Source organism: Actinotignum sanguinis (genome assembly GCF_030230305.1).
Lineage (GTDB): Bacteria > Actinomycetota > Actinomycetes > Actinomycetales > Actinomycetaceae > Actinotignum > Actinotignum sanguinis.
On sequence record NZ_JASPCQ010000007.1, the window covers coordinates 98,698 to 114,925 of the forward strand.

Sequence of the window (16,228 nt, forward strand, 5' to 3'; positions counted from 1 at the left end):
GTGTAGACAGACTTCTTCAGGTGTGAGGGCGCGTCTCGAGCGCGCGGTGCGGCAGCGCAGCAGTGCGACGGTGTAGCAGCGCAGCGCAGCGCAGGGCGAGCCTATGTCCAGACGGCGGTGGCACGCAAAGCGCGATGGTCGGAGAGCGGCAAGAAGAGGTTTTCCGCCGCGCGCACATCTACCCCGGTTCCGAGGATATGGTCGATTTGGCTTTCCGGCTCATCGGAGGGGTAGGTGAGGGCTTCGGCAGCCGCTTCATATCCGGTGGCGGCTAGGGGTACATCGCAGCCGCGGATATTGAGATCCCCAATAATGAGGCGCGGGGCCTTCTCCAGACCGTGGCGCTGGGCGAACCCGGCGAGGGCTCCGGCTACGGTGCGTAGTTGCGTAACGTTGAGGCGGTACGTGTAAGTGAGGTGCGTTGCAGCGACGACGACGGAGTACCCGGGCGCCACTTTAATTTCCGCAAGGATCGCAACCCGGGGGATTTCACCAATCCCGATATTTGTCCGCAGGGTTTTCAGCCATGTTTCTTGCTGGTGGACGGGGAGGTTGATGACTTCACGAGCGCCGATGGGGTAGACGGAGAGGAGCGCAGTGCCAACGCCGCGGGCCTGCCCTTTTTTGGTGGAGCGGAGCCGGCCGCGTTCATTCTTGGTGGGCGCGAAAATGGCTTCGTGGTAGTTACCTGCGGCGAGGAGGGGTGCGTAGAGGTCCCCTCCGGCAGTGGTGACTTTGAGTTCTTGGAGGGCGAGGAGGTCCGGGCCAGCGGCGGTGATCTGCCGAATGGCTTTACTAATGGATTCGCGCTGCCATGTCACTTTGTCCGTGCCCGGGCGCGGGCGCCGTGAGGGCTTACCTTGCTGGAGGTTTGCGGACATGACATGAAGGCTCGGCATGGTTTCTCCTTTGTCGCGACCCGGTGGACACCGCCACCCCGGGAAGAGCCCCCGTTGGCCGCGGTGTGCAACACCGGTGATTCTACCGAATCTATGCGGTGGTGGACGTGCTTGCGGGTTTGGATAGTGGCCCGGACGCGGGCGAGGGCTGGGAGCCGGATGCGGGCTCAGTTTCGGGTTCGAAGGTGAGTGCTACGGAGTTCATGCAGTAACGCTGCCCAGTAGGGGTATGAGGTGCATCTGGAAAGACGTGCCCGAGGTGGGAATCGCAGGTGGCACAGCGGACTTCAGTGCGCGGGTATCCGAGTTTGTAATCAACGTCTGTTCGCACGGCATCACTGCGGGAAGGGTCATAGAAGCTGGGCCAGCCGCATCCGGCATCGAATTTGGTGGTGGAGCGGAAAAGTTCTGCCCCGCAGGCCCGGCACCGGTAGATACCTTCGCGTTCTTCGTTCAGGAGTTCGCCGGTGAAGGGCGCTTCGGTTCCGGCTTGGCGCAGGACCGTGAATTCTGCTGGGGTGAGAACCCGGGCCCATTCTTCATCGCTTTGCGGGAGCATCCGTGCCATGTGCTGTCCTTTCTTCAGTTTCCTTATTGTTGTCAGGTTGCTTTGTGGCGTCAGTTCCATCTGTTTCTTCGGAAATGGCCGGGAATACCGCGGTGGGAGGAGCCGATGATTCTGCTGGGACTTTGCCGGTTTCGTGAATAGGTTCTTGCTGACCGGTGCGGCGCGCGGCATTATGTTCGCGCTCCGCCAGAACTTCGGCTCCCGGCCCGGAGAATTCTTGGCCGCGCTTTTCTGCTTGGATAGATCCGGTGAACAGCGAAGCTTCGTGACCTTCCCGGATGCGGGTGGCCGGGCCTTCCGTGCCAGCCGTACTTGCGGGGCGGCTTGCTACGGGTACCCGCTCCGGGCGTACCGCCGCTTCGATATCAGCTGCGGAGAGGATCCGGGTTTCCCGGTAATCCTGCGGGTCGAAGGTGGTATCCGCGTCGCTTTGTTCCTGGGCACCGATGGAGGTGCGGGTGACTTCGCGAGCTGCAGGCTTGGCCGGCTCCCCCGACTCCCCCGACTCCACAGACGCGCATCGCGCGGATTCCTCGGCCACGACTTCCTCAGCTTCTTCAGCCTTAGCTTCGCGTGATTCGCCAGCCGCATCTCTTCCGCGCTGTTCCACATCGGATTCTGCCTGCTCCGCATCACTTCCCGCGGGAAGAGCACCGAGAGTGGGAGATTCAGCGGCGTCGTTATAAAAACGGGTGTGCGGGAAAGCATCCGGGGCGTTGTTTTGCAACCACACGATGAGCTTTTCGCGCACGTGGTTTCGCAAGTCGGTAAGTTCGCCGGGCGAGGAGGCGGAAACAATCGCGGAGACTTGCAGGCCGTTCGCGGTGGAGGCATCCCCCACCACGAGGGTGCCGGTGTCGCCATCCCAGAGGTCAGTATGAGCGAGGATACGGTCAAGTTCGGCACGTAGTTCCGCTATGGGAGCACTCCAGTCCAGCTGAAGGACCACCGAACCCATGATGTCCAGATCGCGCCGGCTCCAGTTTTCGAACGTGGTGGAAGTGAGTTTATTGGAAGGCACAATGAGACGCCGGCCGTCCCATACTTTGAGGACCACGTAGGACAGCGTGATTTCCTCAACAGTGCACATATTCCCATCCCAGATGACGATGTCATTGACACGAATGGAATCTGAGAAGGCCAGCTGCAGCCCAGCGAAGAGGGTACCCAGGGTGGATTGCGCAGCAATACCAACAACCAGGGAGATCACGCCCGCGGATGCGAAAAGTGAAGCGCCGGCGGCTTTTGCACCCGGGTAAGTCATGAGCATGGCAGCCAGGCCGATCACGATAATGAGGGCCACCGCTAAGCGCCGCAAAATCTGCAGCTGCGTTTGGACCCGGCGATAGCGCGTTTCAGCCACCCGCTCCACGAATTTGAGGTACGAGCGCGCTGCACCGTTGACCACACCAACAAGAAGCCAGGTCAGGCCCGCGATAATGAGGAGGAGCAGCAGGTGTTTGAGCACGGGCGACCAATTGGGCCGATCCTGTTCTGGGAAATTCTCCATGTAGGAGAACAATCCAAAGCGGGCACCCACCACCGCAAGTGTGAATTGCGTGGGTACTTGAATGCCACGCACCACATCAATCAGCCCGGTATGGCGCCGGAAACCGGCTTTGACCACCGCGACAACCACCACCGCGATCACCCAGCCGATAAACGCACCTAGCAAGCACACCCCGAGTAGCTGCGCGATATCAACCGTGGCGGCGACGGCCTGTTCCGCGACTTCGTGCAGATCCGAGGTGGGGGTGGGTTCCGGAGTGGGCACCTCAGTTTCCGCCCGCACCAAGGGCGCGAGCACGTGAGATTTCCAGGCGGCCAAGGCCCCCGCGAGTACCGATGCGTTCATGTCTGAAAGCCTAGTAGGTGCTTGCGACAGAAAAAGCGGCGTCGAACTTCTTTCGCCTCCGGCGTGAGATAACTGCGAGGCGCGTACGTAGCGTCTATCTGGTACGACGCCGCCCGCACGCAGCGTGGTCACTTCCCGGAATGCGCGAGTTACCGCGGAAAACTAGGTTGGTGATCGAGAACACTCTCGTTCAATTTGCTAAGACCTGGAATCCTACGTAAGCTTATACCCGTTCCCTCAGCGGGGACGCTTTGAGAACAACGTTCTTGAGCCCCCATCGTCTAGAGGCCTAGGACGCCGGACTTTCACTCCGGTAACACGGGTTCGAATCCCGTTGGGGGTACGCGATGGTTATTTGCCTAGCAAATGGCCCCGTAGCGCAGTTGGTTAGCGCGCCGCCCTGTCACGGCGGAGGTCGCGGGTTCAAGTCCCGTCGGGGTCGCGAAGGAAGAACGCCCGGGAAACCGGGTGTTTCTCTTTCGGCTCTGTAGCTCAGTTGGTAGAGCGTTCGACTGAAAATCGAAAGGTCACCGGATCGACGCCGGTCGGAGCCACCACCCGATCCCCTTGCTACAACAACAATTTCTCGCACTCACGCCACCTCCTTATCTTTGCTTTGGTGACCCAGTTCGAGATGCCTACCAAAAACATCCCCAACCCTGTGCGCTGCATCATCCCCACTAGCAACGTACAATTGGGCCTTCGGCGCATCTCAGCACCTCCGCGCAATGACCACACCACAGCCGAGCCCGCCCAACAACAGCGAACCCGCGCCCACAAATCCGGGACGTTAGTACCACCTCCACTATCGGAAATATTCGCAATTGCAATAATAGATAAGGTAATTATTGTCGTAAAACCGTTACATAGCCGCTCTATTCCGCACTTTTTTGCGACAGATCACGAACCTTAGCGACACTAAAGAAAAAGGCTTAACACGCACACACCACCTGGGACTAAAGTACTAACCGAGCCGGCGAAGTGGCTGGCGTCTCACTACTAAAAGAGGTGATTTTTAATGGCGAAAATTCTCATGGTGCTGTACCCGGATCCCGTGGACGGCTTCCCGCCCAAGTACATTCGTGATTCCATCCCCACGATTGATTCCTACCCGGGTGGCTCCAGCACCCCTACGCCGTCGGGCATCGATTTCACTCCGGGTGAGATGGTGGCATGTGTATCCGGCGCCCTGGGCCTGAAGAAGTGGGCTGCGGAGAACGGGCACGAACTCATCGTCACCTCCGATAAGGAAGGCGAGAATTCGGAATTTGAGAAGCACCTGCCGGAAGCGGACGTGGTTATTTCTCAACCGTTCTGGCCCGCTTACCTGGGTAAGGATCGCCTGGAGAAGGCCAAGAACCTCAAGCTTGCTATCACCGCCGGCGTGGGCTCTGATCACGTGGACCTCACCGAAGCGATGAAGCGCAATATTACGGTTGCTGAGGTGACCTACTCGAACTCGATTTCAGTGGCTGAACATGCGGCCATGACCATCCTCAACCTGGTGCGTAATTTCGTTCCCGCCCATCGCATCGTCACCGACGAAAAGGGCTGGAACATTGCCGATGCCGTCAAGTGGTCCTATGACCTGGAGGGCATGGACGTCGGTGTTATCGCCGCCGGGCGTATCGGCCGGGCTCTGCTCAAGCGCATGAAGCCCTTCGATGTCAACCTGCACTACTACGATCTGTACCGTCTCGATCCGCAGACGGAAAAGGAACTCGGTGCCACCTATCATGAAACCGTCGAGGATCTCATGCGCAGCGTGGACGTGGTTTCCATCCATTCCCCGCTCACCTCGGATACCTATCATATGGTGGACGAGAAGATGATCAATTCGATGCGCCGCGGCTCCTACATTGTCAATACCGCCCGCGCTGAAATTGTGGTGCGCGACGACATTGTCAAGGCTCTCGAATCCGGTCAGCTCGGTGGTTACGGTGGGGACGTGTGGTACCCGCAGCCTCCGGCCGAGGATCACCCGTGGCGCACGATGCCGCGTAACGCGATGACCCCTCACACCTCCGGTTCCTCGCTGTCCGCACAGACTCGCTACGCTGCCGGCACCCGCGAAATCCTCGAAGATTTCTTCGCTGGCCGCCAGCTGCGCGATTCTTACATTATCGTCCAGGGTGGGGCTCTCGCCGGAACCGGCGCGAAGTCCTACACCACCGACGGTAAGGCCAGCCCCGGATCCACCGGTAAGTAAAAAATTATCTAGCTCTCGCAAGTCCTGAACTCTCCATTGGCGCCGCGTGGCGAACCGTGATCTCCCCTCCGGTGGGAATCCGTTTCGCTACGCGGCGTCGGTGTCGTGCATGCGGGTTAGCCGCCCTGCTGCGCGAACTAGCTGCTCTCCACGCATGCCAGCCTCTTCCCAATCTACGTCCGGCTTACGTCCAGAAACGGTCACTAACCTGCGCACCGGGAATTATCCCTTTCACTTTCACGGTCGAAACAGAAAGAGAACTCTTATGCGCACATCGGCACTCCTCATGACGGGGGCTCTGCTGGTCCCGCTCACCGCCCAGGCACTGCCGGTCATCAGCCCCGTTCCCGCCGCCGCCAGCGAATCCGCGCCCGGCGCTAACTCGGCAGCCCAACTCGCTGAGGCCCGTGCCCGGCTCGCCGCCGCCATCGAGGCCCGCGACGCTATCCTCGCTGAGATAAAGGCGAGCGGTACGAGCCTCGCGGATATCCAGGGTGCTGCGCAGGCGTACGCGCGGGCAAACGCCCAGGCGGAGGCTGCTCAGCGTGCTTATGATGCCGCGGTCCAGCAAGCTTCCGGTTTCGATTCCGCGAAGAAGGGGTACGACGACGCAGCTGCCGCCCTCCCCCAACTAGAAAAGAATGCGCAATCGACTAAGGCCACTCGCGATGCCGCGCAGGCCGCTTACGATCAGGCCATCGCGCCTAATCCCGAAGCGGCCAAGGAAGCCCAGCAGAAAGTGGATGCCGCCCGCGCCCGCATTGAAGAATCCAAGGCTGCCGCGAAAAAGCAGTTGGATAGGGGCGCTCTCGGGTTCTACGAAGCTCGAAACTCTCAGAAAGCCCTGGAAGTTTTCCGCACCGATAAGGAGTACCAGGGGCAGCCCCTTACTTCCTATACCCATCCGGGGGCTGCGGATGATGCAACCAGCCTCGAGTCGATGAAGAAATCCCTCGACCTCATTAATAAGATCAATGACCTGCGCGCAAAGCACCAGCTCAAACCGCTCAAGGTCACGGACTACCTCATGGCGGTCGCGCAGCTGCAGGTGAACGCGCAGTCCCGCACTAATAAAATGGCGCACATCAATGCTTTTACCGTTGCGGAAAACCTTGCTTCCGCTCGCTATGCCGGAGATGAGCTCTCCCTCAAGCTCTGGTATGACGACGAAAAGGCTCTCCACGATCAGGGCGTCACAGATTTCGCGAAGGTCGGGCATTACCTCAATATTGTCAACCGTGATTACACGGTCACCGGGATGTCCTACGCGCCGAATATCCAGGCCAATACTTTTGATATCGCACCCGCTTACGGAGATAGGTCGCAGCCGCAAACAGTTGCCGAGTACACGGCTGAATTGCAACGTTACATGGACGGTCTCAAAGATGAGATGGCACGCGGGTCCTCCGTGGCTCGCGCGGATCTAGCCGATGCCACAGCCGACCTTGAGGCAGCCACCCGAGGAACTACGGAGTCCTTCGAAGCCCAGGTCGCGGCAACGAAATTAGAAACAGCCACCCGCGAATATGAGGAGGCCAAGGCAGCGCTCGAAAGCGCGCAAACGAAGCTCGCGGCCGCCACCCAGGCGTACGAAACCGCCAAGGCGGCTAAGGCAAACGTCCAGAAACTAGCCGAGCAGCTCGCCACCGCAACCGCGGAGCGTGATCGGAGCGCCGCCCGTGCCGCCCAGCTCGGGGAATTTGGTGAGAAGCTTGCCGCCGCGGAAGCTGATGTGGCGCGCGCTCAGGCCGATGTAGATCGGCTCTCCCCCGCGCAGCCCACGCCCGCTCCCGGCGGCCCCGGTACGGATCTGCCCGCCACCGGTAATGTTTTCTATGTTTCTAATGATTGGACCTCACGCCAGGCCACCAGTGTGTTCTCCTACGGCCGTGCGGGCGATGAAGTGCTCGTCGGTGACTGGGACGGCGACGGCGTGGATACGTTCGCGGTGCGCCGCGGCAATAAGATTTACGTGAAGAACAGCGTTGACGGCGGGGCTGCCGATGTGGAATTCTCCTACGGTCGCACCGGTGATGAGATCCTCGTGGGTGATTTCGACGGGGATGGGAAGGATACGTTCGCGGTGCGCCGCGGCAACACTTTCTATGTTCTGAATTCTCTCCACGGCGGGGAGGCCGACGGCGTGGTCCACTACGGCCGCGCGGGTGATACCGTCCTCACCGGCGATTTCGATGGGGATGGGAAGGATACGTTCGCGGTGCGCCGCGGCAACGTGTATTACGTCAAGAACGTCATTGCGGGTGGCGCTGCGGATACCGTTTTCTCTTACGGCCGTGCGAGTGACGCCACGATCCTGGGCGATTTTAACGGCGACGGCGTCGATACGCTGGCGGTACGCCGCGGCAATACCGTTTACGTGAAGAATTCGCTGGCCGCTGGTGAAGCGGATCAGGTCCTCACCTACGGGCGGGCCTCCGACCAGCTCTTCGTGGGAGATTGGGACGGCAACGGCACCGACACCCCCGCCGTCCGCCGCTAGTCTCACTAGCCTCGAGAATAGCTCAGTACTGGACTCCCCTCGAGGAATCCGTACCGCAATACAGTTTCCGCCCTCATCCCGTATAGCGATGAGGGCGGAATTTTTTACCCGCCGCCCAATACTTCGGTAAGCGTGAAGTCACTCATAATTTCACCATCACGGGCGCCACAAACAGGCTTGATGTAACACTTTCATTAACGTATTGACCGCGAGTTCTATTTCTCCATAGACTATTTATGTCTCAACGTTGAGACGTCGATAGCGAAGGAGCGAAAAAGAGATACAAAATTACCGCAACTCTTGCCCTCTTCGGGTGTTCGGTTGCCCTTCTCCCCGCGGCTAACGCACGAACCGCATATTTCGTCAAAGACAACGGTGTTGTTTCAGCCTCCATCTGGACGACGAACAACGAACAGACCGTTAACGTCGAAGACGAAGCGCCTGATAATCGCTGGGTACTTGGTAATTACACCCGCATGGGACATGGAGACAACGTCCGCCAGGTTATCAACCGTTCTGGTTACGGAGCAGTTGTCACCCGTAGCGCGGGCGGAACGGTTTCATCCGTACGAGCCTGCCAATCCGGTGCCGGATTAGCACCCATGCAATGCGGTGAGTGGAAGTAAATCTAGATCTAGCGGGTGGTGGGGGAAGCTCATGCAGTTATCCCCCGCCACACAAGAGAGGGCCCCCCATGGGAAGCAAACTCACAGTCACTAGCCTCGCAATGCAGGTAGGAGACCGCCAGCTATTCAGCGGGGTTTCTTTCTCACTAGCCTCCGGCGAAAGCCTCGCACTCCTTGGGAAAACCGGGATTGGTAAAACTACGTTACTTAACGGGATCCTGGGGTTTCTCCCTCTCGCATTCGGGAGTGTTGAGATTGACGGCGTACCTATCGAATTCGGCGATAAAGAAAAACAGCGTGCATTCCGCCGGAAATTCTTTGGGGTGGTCTATCAAAATGCTGAGCTTTACGGCCCCATGAGTGCGGTGGAAAACGTTGCTCTTCCACTCCTATTTTCCGAGGATAAGGAAAAACGAAAGTACGCCATTGACCGCGCTCGAACATTACTAGAAGAACTCGAAGTCGAATCTATTAACGTCCCCGCTTCCCAGCTTTCCGGAGGGGAACGGCAACGTACATCTTTGGCCCGTGCACTCATCACCGAACCGAAGTTCATTCTTGCGGATGAACCAACCGGAAGTCTTGATGATCTCACCAAAAATCGCGTTGCGGACTTGCTCTTCGAGAAACAACGGCTCCACGGCTTCGGTATTCTTTTCGTTACTCACGATAACGAGCTGGCCCGCCAGGCCGATGCCCATGCGTTCCTCACTCACCAAGGGCTCCGCGATTCCCAGCCGTCCGGAAACGGTGATGGCCATGAGTGACCCGCTTTCCGCAATTATTCGGATGCCCACCTGGAGGCGCCTCTGCCTCGCGTTTTTTGTTAGCGCTTTTATTCTGGCAGTAACCAGCATTGGCATGGTTAGCGCAGGTTATAGCGGTGCCGCCCAGCGCAGCCCCATCCCCGCGGGAGTGCCAGCGCAGACCGACGCGGATACCATCGCGCTTTTCAGTTACGGCTGGGATTCTCTGGAAACTGAACAATACGGTGTTTACTACTACATCCGCACAAATGATGCTGCTCCGCCACCGCCGGGCTTGGATTCGTGGCCAGCTCCTGGCTCAACCGCGGTTTCTCCCTCACTTTACGATGCCCTCAGTAACGAGCGTGGACCTTCTGCCATCCAAAATATTGCTGTTATTGCGCCGCAGTTTTTGACACAGCCCACTGAAAAACTGGCCTATGTTTTCCCGTCCCGCAACCAAGCTCAGCTTGATAAGTTCATTCCGATTTCGGCCTACGGCGGCAATCTGGCATCGGTGAGCGAAATGCTTAATTACCAGAATATGTGGATGTTGCAGGCCGTCTTCGCCCTCATGTTTATCCCTGCCGCCGCTCTGGGTATTTTCACCGTTGCCCGTATTGACCACCAGCGCTGGAAGGACCTATCCCGCATTTTCCGCGTCCTCGCGCTTCCCCACCGCGATTTACGCGCTCTGATTCTTCGATACGTGATGCCCAGCCTACTCTATGGGGCTGCCGGAGCGGTCATTATGCTGGCCCTCTTCTGCACGCTGCCGATCCGCCTGCCGTTCACCGGCTTCGTCACCACGCCCTCCGATTACAGATCCGCGTTAATCTTGCTTCTTCTCCTCGCAACCCTCGGGCTGGTCTGCGCCACATTCCTGACCGTGAGCGCCATCGCTACGCATCTGAATAAAACATCAGGAACAGCTCACCGCGGCTCAGAATTACGCTGGTATCACTATGTGTGCGCCCTGGTTTTCCTCACGATACTATGCGGGTTAATCCCCCTGGTTTCTCTCCTATCCGATATTCCCATCATTGAGCTAACAACGATCATCTACGCGGCATGCACGATTGTGGCGTGCATCGTTCTCCCCGGAACTATCACGCTTATCTCAGCGCTCACGGGCAGGCTCACCGCCGCGCTCGGAAAACGCCGCCACGCCGGCGCACTCCTCCTGGTCGGAACGGCCCTGCGCAGCGCACCACGCATGGCTGGTAAAACTGCAACAATTCTCGCCTTTGCCCTATTCTTCGTATCCCAACTTCAGTTGTGGCAGGGGACTCTGGGCCGCGATTCGCGGGGAATCGAGATATACCAGGCTCAATTCGGCCATATTCTTGAGGGGGACGACAACGCACCAGCCGTCCTCGAGCACTTCCGCACGGGTCTGGATCAGATTCCAGAAGCCACCTGGGTTCTCATGTATATGGATCGAGCCGAGAGCGGTGATCGTGAACTGACGGTCTCCGCAACAGATGAGAATCTTCGGAAACTGGGGGTTGCTGCCGGCACCGTTCATGAACTCAACGCCAATTCTTCCCCTTCCGACTCAATTCTGGAACAGCGCGCGAGCCTGTTACGGGTGGAGCGAGTGTATTACACCTCCCTCACGGAAGCTCATCCGGAAAGTCGCTTAGCTCTTTATTCGGACGGGATCCACCGTTTTGACGCGAAACAAGTCATTGACCTCGGCCGGAGCGTTGCACCTTTCTATAGGTTTGACACTCCCGCTTCTTCCTCGGTGATCGGATCACAACGTCTCATTCACCAGGGGCACTGGCTGACATTCGCCACGGTAGGAGGATGTATTCTCCTCACCTTAGCCACTCTCATCTGGACAGCTTCTCAAGCGCGGCTGAAGCCAGAAGAATGCGGCCCGCTTGCCATAAGCAATGTTCCTCGCTCTGCCGCTCGCAGACTAACGATGTCCAGATTTATGGTTCCGGTGTGGATCGCCATCGCGCTTTCCTTCCCCATGACCTACGTTTTTGGCTACATCCACATTGACCCGCTTTTCGGCGTAACTATCCCCTGGCCGGCACTCTTAGCAAGTGCGGCATGCGTGGTGCTATGCGCCTGGATCATCGGTCACTACGTGGCTAAGGCGTCCGCGAATACCGCGGACGCCTGGACTCCCGGCCGGAGCCAAGGTGAGCTTTAGCTAGCGCGCCACTTCGCCGCCGGAGATCTCCGCGATGGTGAGTTCTTCGCGGGTGGGCCCGCCTTCCCAGTCCCCGATAGTTCCCACTGCGAAGGCTCCCAGCAGGTGCCCGCGATCCAGGCGTTCCGCGAAGGAGAGCCCCTCGAGCCACCCGGAAAGATAACCAGCCACGAAAGCATCGCCAGCTCCGATGGTATCCACCACGGTGACCCGCCGCCCCGGTCGTTCCACCGACTCGGTGGGGGTGGTCACGCGCGCCGTCGTCGAATCTTTCCACACCACTTCTGCAACGCCCCAGTCCAGCAGACGCTGAGTTGCCGCGGCCACCCCGGATTCACCGGTGAGCAGCTCTAGTTCCTCCGTGCCGCCGAAAACCACATGTGCCCCGCGCGCGATCTGCGCTAGCACCGGGGCTGCGTCCGTGGCATCCCAGAGCCGGGAACGGAAATTGACGTCAAAGGAGACCGGTACCCCGCGCTCCCCGGCCAGTTCCACCGCGAGCATCGTGGCAGCGCGCGCCTCCTCCCCGAGCGCCGGAGTGATACCCGTCAGGTGCACAATTTTCGGTTCCAGATCAAACATGGCGCGAATCTGGTCGGCGGTAATGAGGCGCCCGGCGGAGAACTTACGGTGGTAATCCACCGCAAAAGTCCCCAACCCCGCGTGGCGCGAAACTAGCACCCCGGTGGGCGCGGTGGTGATCTGGCGGGCGTGATCCCAGCGCACGCCCTCGCCGCGCAGGGTACGCATAATCATGTAGCCAAACAGATCCTTGCCGACGCTCCCGACCCAGGCGGTGGAATGCCCCAGCCGCGCCATCCCGATGGCAACATTCGTTTCCGCACCGCCGAACGACGCGCGCGGCCGCGCTCCGATCTGCGGAGATTCCGTGAAGGTGAGAGCCCCCATCGATTCGCCAAAAGTCACCAGATCCGTCATATTTTCCCTCCTTGACGACGACGCCGCCCGCGCCCCGACGCCCCGGCCTTGTGCGCCGGCGCAGCTCACGTGGCGGTCACCATAGCCATCATATCGAGGGGGAGCACGCGCGGGAGGAGAGGCCCGGCGTCGTCGTTAATAAAGGGAAAAGCACGCGGAGAACGCCGCCACGAGACGCAACCGCCCGCGTGAAACTCAGCACATCGCAACCCCCGGCGCCTCACGTAACTAAAACATCACAGGAGTTTTACTGTATCTTTACCAATGGGAGGAGGTTCCACGCACCTCTCCCGTCAGCTTCGCGCAACTATCGCAACCGTAGGAGGGACGATGAACGCATATACGCCGTGGACCATGCTGGTCGACGCCGGAATGATTGGCCTGCTGCTTGCCATTGGGGTGTTCCTGCGCGCCCGGGTGAAGTGGCTGCAGAATATGCTGGTTCCCGCCTCGGTGATCGCCGGCGCGCTGGGGCTGCTGCTCGGCCCGAATGTGCTCGGGGCGGTAGCGGAAAGCCGCGGCTGGCATATCGGCTCCTGGCAGGTGACCGGGATCCCCTTCTCCGAACACATGGGCACCTACGCCTCGATTCTTATCGTCATTGTGTTCGCCTGCATGGCTCTCACCGATGATTTCGATATCCGCAAAGTCAATAAAGCGGTAGGCGGCTTCGCGTCCTACGGGGTGCTTATGTACGGGGCGCAGGTGGCGCTCGGCATGGCCTTCGCGCTGCTGTTCCTCACCCCCGTGCTCGGTTCGCCGGACGTACTGGGAATTATGCTTTTCACCGGCTGGGCCGGCGGCTTCGGAACCGCCGCGGCCGTGGGCAATATTTACGCGGAAAACGGGCAGCCGGAAGTGGCGTCGCTGGCCTTCACCTCGGCCACGGTCGGGCTGCTGGTCGGGGTGATCGGTGGGATTATCCTCGCGAAATTCGGGGCGCGGCGCGGGCAGGCCAAGGCCTTCCGCGGCATGGAGTCCCTACCCGATGAACTCCGCACCGGGGTGCTCGACGCCAATAAACGCCGCCCGGCGCTGGGCTACCACACCTTCTCCGGCGGCTCGATTGAAACGCTTTCCTTCGAGGTTGGGATTGTGAGCCTGGTGGCGGTGGCCGGCTACGGCATCGGCCAGCTCCTCAAGCATCTTTTCCCCGGCATTTCCTTCCCGCTTTTCGCCATCGCCTTCCTGGTGGGCATCGTGGTGCGCATCGTTATGAACGGGGTTGGGGCATCCCACCTGCTCGACGCGGGCACCCTACGCTCGGTATCCGGGCTGTGCACGGACATTCTTATCGTGTGCGGTATCGCGTCGATTCAACCGGAATTTGTATCTGATCACGTCCTCGCTCTCGGGCTCCTCTTCCTCTTCGGCCTTATCCTGTGCACGTTCTTAGGGCTGGTGGTGGCCCCGCGGCTCATGGGCGAGGGCTGGTTCGAACGCCAGCTCTTCACTTGGGGCTGGGCCACCGGCTCGGTCTCCACCGGCCTGGCGCTGCTACGCATCGTGGACCCCAAGCTGGAATCGGGCACCATCGAACAATTCGGTTACGCCTACCTACCCGTGGTGCCGGTGGAGATTTCCGCGGTATCCTTCGTGCCGGTGATGGCGCTGGCCGGTATGGGATGGGCCGTGGTGGGCGTCTGGGGCGCCATCGCGGTGCTCGGGCTGCTGGGCGGCTGGTGGGTGGTGCGTTCCGGGCACGCGAATACCCACGGCGAACCCGGCCCGGTGGGTACCCTGGGTACCGGGTTTACCGGCTAGGCGGCCCGCGCCGATGCGGGGCGCAAAACCGCCGCGCCCTCGCTCAGGAAGAAATTTTCCGCCGTCCGTTATCTATTTAAAGCTATCTCGGGCACACTAGAATGTATCTATCGCCACGTTATTGGCCGACGCAAAGGGGATGTGATGGCGCAAAAAGATGTTGAGAACGCACGGGCAAGCACCACCGGGCCGCTTCCGGGCTCCGGCTACGTGGCGTCCTCCTCCGAAGAAGCACGGGCCGCGGCGGCGCGCGAGCCGAACCGCCGCACCGTGGGCGAATTGTTCTCCTCCGCCACGGCGCAATTCTCCACCCTGGTTCGTGATGAAATTCAGTACACCCAGGCCAGCCTCAAGCACAAAGTCCTCAACCTCGGGATGGGCGGGGTACTCCTCGCCGTGGCCGGCGTGCTGGCCTTGTTTATGTTCGGTTTCCTGCTGCACGCGGCGGCCGCTTTCTTCGCGATGGTCTTTGGTGGGCGCTGGTGGGCCGGCTACCTGACGGTCGCGGGAATTCTGCTCCTTATTATTGCGGTGCTCGTGCTGCTGGGCCTCCTCAAGCTCAAGAAATCCGGAAAGTATCCAACTAATCTTGTTGGCGGCCTGAGCAAGGACGTCGACGCCGTGAAGAAAGGCCTGTCAAAGTGAGCGCTTCCGATAACCGTAAACCCGAAGATATCCAGCGCGATATCGAGCGCACTCGCGCGGAGCTCACCGCCACGGTGAATGAGCTGGTTGACCGCCTCGATCCGCGCACGAATATCAAAAACGCTACAGACGCCGCGAAGGACAAGATGGCTTCCACCACGGCCACCCTGAAAGATAAGGCTGCCGCGTTTGCTGAGGCCGCGAAGGATAAAACTGCTGCTTTCACCGAGAGCGCCAAGAGCACCGCGGCCGACGCCTCGGCCAAGGCCTCCGATTTCGCGCACACCGCGAAGGCGAAGGTAAGCGACCTGGCCGATTCCGCGAAGGAGCACTTCGCCGGCGCGGGTGCCAGTGCCGGGGGCGTTGATGACTGCGGCCCGTGCGGTTGCGGTTGTACCGATTCTGACGCAGCGGTTGCGGAATGCGAATGCGGCGGAGCTTGCGGCGGCGATGGCGCGTGTGAGTGCGGCGGCGGTGCATGCGGTGGCGGTGCGTGCGGTGGCGCGCATCATTACGACGACGCCGCAGCTGGCCACGGGTGCTCGGGCCATTGTTCCGCGGCCCATCTCTCCCCCCGCCAGGTAGCTCAAGATGTCATTGACGATGCTCGGCGCGGGGAACAAACCGGCCTCGCCGTGGTAGCTGGCCTCGGGCTTGCCGCCTTGGGTGCGGCCACGCTGCTGGGCAGTGTTCTCTTCAAGCGTGGCGCGTGACACCTGTCGCGCGGCTCGCCTGATATTTACAGGCCATCTACCTGGGAAAGGTGAGGAGCGCCGTACTATTTCCGCGTATGTCACATAGCCATCTATGGGCTACAGCGGCTAATATAGGTCACGAAATAGTAAACCGGGCTAGAAGAGCCCAGATGAGATGAAGGGGGTCGAGCTCATGGGGCGCGGCCGTCAGAAGGCTAAGCAGCGTAAGGTAGCCCGGAATCTCAAGTACTTTACACCGGATACTGATTACGCCGCTCTCGAACGTGAGCTGGGTATTAATCGTGATGCGCGCCAGGAATCCCACTACGATTCCTCGGATGATCCGTACGCTCGTTACGCAGACTACGCAGATTACAACGAGTCAGATGACAATGACGATGATTGGGCGGACGATTACGATCCGAACAATATTCCACCAGCCACCAAATAGGTACTCATTCCTTTAACGGACGGGGCTGTATCAGAAGTTCCTGTGTGGGAGGGGAGCACCCCGGTTTTCCGGGTGTGCTCCCCTCCTTGTTCCCCACGAAAATACCCTCCCTTCAAACCGTGTTTTCCCGCGTTATATCAACGTTTCCCCACTAAAATTAT

12 protein-coding genes and 3 tRNA genes are annotated in these 16,228 nt (G+C 59.8%); 11 read left to right on the forward strand and 4 right to left on the reverse strand.

Translation table 11 applies throughout. The features are described 5' to 3' along the window. Positions 1-101 precede the first annotated feature (101 nt). The 3 genes from QP828_RS05405 to QP828_RS05415 form a co-directional block, all read right to left on the reverse strand. Positions 102-899 (reverse strand): endonuclease/exonuclease/phosphatase family protein, encoded by a 798-nt coding sequence (locus tag QP828_RS05405; RefSeq protein WP_274734118.1) that lies wholly within the window; start codon positions 897-899, stop codon positions 102-104. Positions 900-990: 91 nt separating this feature from the next. After that, positions 991-1,467, reverse strand: a complete 477-nt coding sequence (msrB, locus tag QP828_RS05410) for a peptide-methionine (R)-S-oxide reductase MsrB (protein WP_126135801.1) — start codon at positions 1,465-1,467, stop codon at positions 991-993. Further along, positions 1,439-3,322, reverse strand: a complete 1,884-nt coding sequence (locus tag QP828_RS05415; protein ID WP_274734120.1) for a mechanosensitive ion channel family protein — start codon at positions 3,320-3,322, stop codon at positions 1,439-1,441. The genes msrB and QP828_RS05415 overlap by 29 nt, the downstream gene beginning before the upstream one ends. Positions 3,323-3,592: 270 nt before the next feature. Between QP828_RS05415 and QP828_RS05420 the strand changes: the two genes are divergently transcribed. The 7 genes from QP828_RS05420 to QP828_RS05450 all read left to right on the forward strand — a co-directional run bounded on the left by QP828_RS05420 (position 3,593) and on the right by QP828_RS05450 (position 11,573). Beyond that, positions 3,593-3,665, forward strand: a tRNA-Glu gene (locus tag QP828_RS05420). Between the two features lie 25 nt (positions 3,666-3,690). Then, positions 3,691-3,764: transfer RNA gene (locus QP828_RS05425), tRNA-Asp, on the forward strand. Between the two features lie 39 nt (positions 3,765-3,803). Beyond that, positions 3,804-3,879: transfer RNA gene (locus tag QP828_RS05430), tRNA-Phe, on the forward strand. A 461-nt stretch (positions 3,880-4,340) separates the two neighbouring features. Next, positions 4,341-5,531: an NAD-dependent formate dehydrogenase gene (locus QP828_RS05435; protein ID WP_126135954.1), complete on the forward strand. Its 1,191-nt coding sequence runs from the start codon at positions 4,341-4,343 to the stop codon at positions 5,529-5,531. A gap of 265 nt (positions 5,532-5,796) precedes the next feature. After that, positions 5,797-8,031, forward strand: coding sequence for a CAP domain-containing protein (locus QP828_RS05440; protein ID WP_274734122.1), 2,235 nt, complete (start codon positions 5,797-5,799; stop codon positions 8,029-8,031). 727 nt (positions 8,032-8,758) lie between these two features. Continuing rightward, positions 8,759-9,424, forward strand: a complete 666-nt coding sequence (locus QP828_RS05445; RefSeq protein ID WP_274734123.1) for an ATP-binding cassette domain-containing protein — start codon at positions 8,759-8,761, stop codon at positions 9,422-9,424. Continuing rightward, on the forward strand, positions 9,357-11,573 hold the full coding sequence (locus QP828_RS05450; protein ID WP_274734125.1) for a hypothetical protein: 2,217 nt from the start codon (positions 9,357-9,359) through the stop codon (positions 11,571-11,573). Before QP828_RS05445 ends, QP828_RS05450 begins: the two co-directional genes overlap by 68 nt. Here the strand turns inward: QP828_RS05450 and QP828_RS05455 are convergent, their stop codons facing one another. Beyond that, a complete protein-coding gene (locus QP828_RS05455; RefSeq protein WP_274734127.1) occupies positions 11,574-12,512 on the reverse strand; it encodes a sugar kinase in 939 nt (312 codons plus the stop codon). A gap of 330 nt (positions 12,513-12,842) precedes the next feature. On the opposite strand from QP828_RS05455, the gene QP828_RS05460 reads away from it, so the two are divergent. The 4 genes from QP828_RS05460 (at position 12,843) to QP828_RS05475 (ending at position 16,067) form a co-directional block, all read left to right on the forward strand. Continuing rightward, a complete protein-coding gene (locus QP828_RS05460; protein WP_274734128.1) occupies positions 12,843-14,276 on the forward strand; it encodes a sodium/glutamate symporter in 1,434 nt (477 codons plus the stop codon). A 144-nt stretch (positions 14,277-14,420) separates the two neighbouring features. Next, on the forward strand, positions 14,421-14,921 hold the full coding sequence (locus tag QP828_RS05465) for a phage holin family protein (protein ID WP_274734129.1): 501 nt from the start codon (positions 14,421-14,423) through the stop codon (positions 14,919-14,921). Then, a complete protein-coding gene (locus QP828_RS05470; protein WP_274734131.1) occupies positions 14,918-15,634 on the forward strand; it encodes a DUF3618 domain-containing protein in 717 nt (238 codons plus the stop codon). Before QP828_RS05465 ends, QP828_RS05470 begins: the two co-directional genes overlap by 4 nt. 157 nt (positions 15,635-15,791) lie before the next feature. After that, the gene (locus tag QP828_RS05475) at positions 15,792-16,067 is read left to right on the forward strand and encodes a DUF3073 domain-containing protein (protein ID WP_375712906.1); all 276 of its coding nucleotides are present in this window, start codon (positions 15,792-15,794) and stop codon (positions 16,065-16,067) included. The last annotated feature ends 161 nt before the right edge of the window (positions 16,068-16,228 follow it).